This window comes from Streptomyces sp. 150FB (genome assembly GCF_000818195.1).
Taxonomy (GTDB): domain Bacteria; phylum Actinomycetota; class Actinomycetes; order Streptomycetales; family Streptomycetaceae; genus Streptomyces.
Genome location: NZ_JTHL01000001.1, coordinates 9169940 through 9174781, shown reverse-complemented (window position 1 = coordinate 9174781; position 4842 = coordinate 9169940). Strand labels below are relative to the sequence as shown.

Genomic DNA, 4842 nt, shown 5'->3' with positions numbered 1-4842 from the left:
CGCCGCCGGCCGCCGGTTCGCCGTCGGCCAGCCGCTGTTCCAGGGCGTCAGTCATCGGGATCAGCGCGTCCAGCAGCGTCTTGTCACCGATGTCGGACTTGCCTCGCGTCTTGATCCCCTCGGCGGCGGCCCGCAGCATGGCCACCGCGTCCGCGGCGTTCAGCTCCGGCCGGTCCTTCACGGCCCCGGCGGCCCGCAGGAAGGCGGTGCCCCAGAGCGGCCCCGACGTACCGCCCACCCGCTTGGAAATGACCAGAGCGACCTTCTTCAGGAAGTCGGCCGGCGAGTCCGAGGCGAGGTCGTCCCAGTCGCCGAGCACGATCTCGAAACCGCGGGCGAGCGAGTACCCGAAATCCCCGTCTCCCGCTACGGCGTCGAGGTCGCTGAAGGCCCTTTCGTTGTCCACCGAGGTCCGGGCGATGGCCCGGACGACGAAGGTGAGGTCGTCGACGGACTTCGACGGGGATGGCGATGGCGATGACATGGCTCTCCTCACTGCTGCGACGTCACTCCGGTCGAGGACCGGACGCGGTGGGGTCCGACGCACCACCGGCGGCGGTGGGCAGGACGGCCAGGTCCGCGAGCATCACACAGGGCCCCGGACGGATGCCGAGCGGATCGCTCAGCACCTGGGTGACGGTCTCCTCGGGCGGCGGATCGCCGAGCGAGGAGACCACCAGGGAGCCCCCGGTGAAGTCCTCCTCGCCGGTGTAGGCGCTGGTCGTGACCGCGCAGGCGAGCCCGGCGCCGAGCGCGGCCAGCATCCCGTTACGGCTGTCCTCGATCACGACGACGTCCGCGGGATCCAAGCCGAGCCGGTGTACGGCGAACGCGTAGATGTCCGGGGCTGGCTTCTTCCGCTCGACCACGTCTCCGGCGAAGACGCTGAAGGAAGCGGCCAGTTCCTGCCCCATGGCGAGTTCGAGCACGCTGCGGACCGATGCCTCCGCCGAGGTGGAGGCGACCGCGAGCGTCCACCCGGCCTCACGCGCCGCCGCTGCGACCCTCCGTACGCCGGGCCGGGGCGCGATGCGTCCGCTGCTGATGATCCCGGTATAGATCTCGGTCTTGCGCCGGTGCCAGCGCGCGACCTGCTCGTCGAGCGCGGCCGGGTCGGAGGGCAGACCGGCGGCGGCGATGAAGTCCGGGGTCAGCAGCGTCCGCATCCGCTCCTTGCCGCCGCCGACCTTCACTTTCTCCGCGTACTCCGCGTCGCTCCACCGCACAGGCAGACCGAATTCCTCGAACGTCTCGTTGAAGGCGGGCAGATGCCCGTCGCGTTCGGTGTCGGCGAGGACGCCGTCACAGTCGAAGATGAGCGCGGGCATGGCTAGCCCGCCCGTCCGGCGCTGCCGAACCGCGTCATCAGCGAACCGGCCATCTCGATGACGTCCTGGCGGACGGCCCGGAAGAGCGACGGCGGATCCCACTTCTGCCGCTCCGCGGCCGTCTGGAGGAAGGCCAGGTTCGACTTCATGTACATCTCCTTGAGGGCCGTCGAGATGTTGACCTTCGCGCACCCCCGGGAGATCAGGTCACGGAACTGTTCGTCGGACAGTCCGCTGCCGCCGTGCAGCGCGATCGGCACCGGATAGATCTCCACGAGATCGGACACCCGCTGGGCGTCGAGCACCGGCGCCTGCTTGTACGACCCGTGTGCGTTCCCGATCGCCGGTGCGAAGACATCGACCTGCGTGGTCCGCAGGAACTCCAGCGCGACCGCGAGGGTCTGCTGCTCGGCGGTCGCGCTGCTGCCTATGCCGTCCTCCACGCCGGTGATCGACTCGATCTCGCCCTCGACCGCCGCCCCGTACGCGCGGGCCTCGGCGACGACCTCGACGGTCTGCCGCATGTTCTCCTCGACCGGCAGCTTGGAGGCGTCGAACAGCACCGAGTTCCAGCCCCGCCGCAGACACTCGGTGATGACCTCGCGCTCCGGACAGTGATCGAGGTGCAGGGTGACAGGCACCTCGATGCCGGCGGTCATCGAGGTCCACATGGCATAGAGGACGTCGCTTCCGATGGACTTGACCGTCTTCACGGAGGTCTGCACGATCAGCGGAGAGGAGTTCTCCACCGCCGCCGCCAGTACGGCCTCCAGCGTGAGGTCGTTGAACACGTTGATGGCCGGTACGGCGTAGCGCTCGTCGAAGGGCTTGGCGAGGATCTCGGTCAGCGGTGTCACACTCACGGCGCCTCCACGTCTCCGGCCCCCGCTCTTCGTCTCCGCCCCCGTTCTTCCATTCCACGCCCGCGCATCGCGCCCCGCCACTTTTGGCCTGGGCGGACGGCCTCAGCGAGGCGGCAGGCAGGTCAGGGGCGATGGCGCCGGGCGGTGGCGGACGGCCGGGGCCGCTCACGCCGCCGCGCCGCCTGAAGCGACCCGTCGGCATGAGCGGTCCGGGCTGTGCGAGTGGTGCGAGCGGGATCAGCTCGGGAAGGGGACGGCGTCGGCGGAGTCGGCCTGCCAGTTGGTGGCGATGGGCTGGTTGACCGAGACGGTCTCGGGGAGGCCGAGGGTTACGGGCCGGGTCTCGTGGCCGGTGATGTCGAGGCTGAGCTGCCGGGAGTCCGTGCCCTCGTTCGTGCCGACGGACTTGGGGCTGATGCCGGTGTAGGCGGGGAGCGAGTCGCTGACCTCGATGGACGAGTAGGCGGCGGGCGGCTCGGAGGGCGAGACCTGGGTCTCGGGGGTGGAGCCGAAGGACGCGGTGGGAGCGATGCTCTCCAGGGAGCAGGTGATACCGGGCTTGGCCTTGGCGGTGACGAGGTAGTAGCCCCCGGCCTGGGTCTTCTCGCTGAGCGAGAATCTGAGGTCGTCGGTGGTGCAGGGCTGTACGGCGAACGGAACGGCGTCGGCGGGGTCGGCGTGCCAGTTGGTGGCGATGGCCTGGTTGACCGAGACGGTCTCGGGGAGATCGAGGGTTACGGGCTTGATCTCGAAGTTCGTGATCGCGAGGGTGAGCCGGTGGGAGTTGGTGCCCTCGTCGGTGCCGACGGACTTCGGGTTGATGCCGGTGTAGGCGGCTGTGGAGCCGGACAGCTTGATGGTTTCGGTGGCGGCCCGTTCGACAGGCGAGACCTTGGTTTCGGGGGTGGAGCCGAAGGACGCGGTGGGGGCGATGCCCTCCAGGTAGCAGGTGATACCGGGCTTGGCCTTGGCCGTGACGAGGTAGTAGCCCCCGGCCTGGGTCTCCTCGGTGAGCGAGAAGGTGAGGTCGTTGGTGCCGCAGAACTGCCCGACGTCCTTGTGGGCGGCGTGGGCGGCGCCATCGCCGCGTCCGCTCGTGCCGGCGAAGGCGGTGCCCGTGGCGGCGGTGGTGAGGGCTGTGACGGAAACGGCGGCGGTCAGAAAGACCTGGGCGGAGCGGGCGGCAAGGCGTGAACGCATCGAGATCTCCATGGTGCGGGAATTCGGATCTGCCAGCAGAGTGCTTGGACGATCACAGAATGTGCCGCGTTTCGTTCCACCCGCCACAACACGCTCGCATTACGGGATGCCGGAATGCCGGGACCGGCGCTGACCAGCGCAGACGCTGACTGCCTGGAACGGATGCCTGGAACGGGCAGACCCTTCGTGAAGGGCGAGAGCAGCCCGCTGAGGTCGGCCTTCAGCAATCGCCCCCGCGATCGGGTGGCGGGCCCACCACTCGATCGCGGGGCGCAGGTCGCCCGCGTTCGTGAGGTCCTGTTGTCAGATGGCGGTGGCGCCGCCGTCGACGGCCAGGGTCGAGCCGGTGATGAAGCTGGAGCGGGGGGAGGCCAGGAACAGGATGGATTCGGCGATCTCCACGGGCTTCGCGGTGCGACGCAGGGGAAGGTTCTTGCCCAACTCCTCGACTCCGTCGCCCCATTCGGCGAGGACGCCTTCGGTGACGGTCGGGCCGGGGGCAACGCTGTTGACGCGGACGCCGCTGGGGCTGAACTCGGCGGCCCAGGTCCGGGCGAAGGACGTCAGGGCGGCCTTCGTGGCGCTGTAGCCGGAGGCCCCGGGGACGCCCATGTGGGCAGCCATGGTGGTGACGTTGACGATGCTTCCGGCGCCCTTGGCGAGCATGGCCGGTGCGAGAGCGGCGGTCAGGAAGAACGTTCCGCGCACGTTGGTGTCGAACATCCGCTGGAAGGACTCGATCTCCTGCTCGACGGTCGGCGCGACGGGGAAAGCGGCGGCGTTGTTGACGAGGATGTCGACCGGTCCGGCCTGCTCGGCGAGGTTGGCGACCGACTCCAGATCACCCAGGTCCGCCTGGACGAACCGTACGGTGCCCGGGCCCTCGCCGATCTCGGCGACGGCCTTGGCGCCGCGTTCGGCGCTGCGGCCGGAGATGACGACGGCGGCACCCTCGCGTACGAACAGCCGGGCGGCCTCCAGGCCGATGCCGGCGGTGCCACCTGTGATGAGCGCGACCTGATCCTTGAGTTCCATGGTGTCCGTCCCTCGGGTGATCGAGGCGGGTCGAGCCGCCTGCTTCTGGAGCTTTTAGAGCGCTCACTCTTTTTAGAGCACTGGCTCTATAGTGAGTCGAAGTGAGGGCGCTGTCAAACGTCGGCCCCCTCCTCGGGCCGGTCGCCCCGCCCCCGCGCATGGCATGCGAAAAGCGGCCCAGCACAAGAGCTGGACCGCTTGCGGTGGTCGACGGTGGCGGATCGGGTCGGGTCGGGTCGGGTCGGGTCAGGTCAGGTCAGGCGAGCGGGCCGAAGAGTTCGGCGAGCAGTGCGGCCCCGTCGACGGGGGCGCGCACCTCCAGGTGCAGCGTCCGGCCGTCGAGGTGGAGGCGGAAGTCGAAGAAGGGGCAGCACCGCTGCTCGGCGGCGGCGAGTCCGGCCACCGCGGCGACCCGC

At 69.6% G+C, this 4842-nt stretch carries 5 protein-coding genes; all 5 read right to left on the bottom strand.

All coding sequences use genetic code 11. The annotated features are described in order from the left end of the window. Window positions 1–484, bottom strand: a 484-nt coding sequence (locus QR77_RS39305; RefSeq protein ID WP_052489430.1) for a DAK2 domain-containing protein, incomplete at its 3' end; no start/stop codon positions are given. Between the two features lie 22 nt (window positions 485–506). Beyond that, window positions 507–1328: an HAD-IA family hydrolase gene (locus QR77_RS39300; RefSeq protein ID WP_052489429.1), complete on the bottom strand. Its 822-nt coding sequence runs from the start codon at window positions 1326–1328 to the stop codon at window positions 507–509. 2 nt (window positions 1329–1330) lie between these two features. Then, a complete protein-coding gene (locus QR77_RS39295; protein WP_040026701.1) occupies window positions 1331–2191 on the bottom strand; it encodes a class II fructose-bisphosphate aldolase in 861 nt (286 codons plus the stop codon). Window positions 2192–2428: 237 nt separating this feature from the next. Then, a complete protein-coding gene (locus QR77_RS47215) occupies window positions 2429–3391 on the bottom strand; it encodes a DUF4232 domain-containing protein (RefSeq protein ID WP_173476407.1) in 963 nt (320 codons plus the stop codon). A 303-nt stretch (window positions 3392–3694) separates the two neighbouring features. Then, the gene (locus QR77_RS39285) at window positions 3695–4426 is read right to left on the bottom strand and encodes an SDR family oxidoreductase (protein WP_040026700.1); all 732 of its coding nucleotides are present in this window, start codon (window positions 4424–4426) and stop codon (window positions 3695–3697) included. Window positions 4427–4842 lie beyond the last annotated feature (416 nt).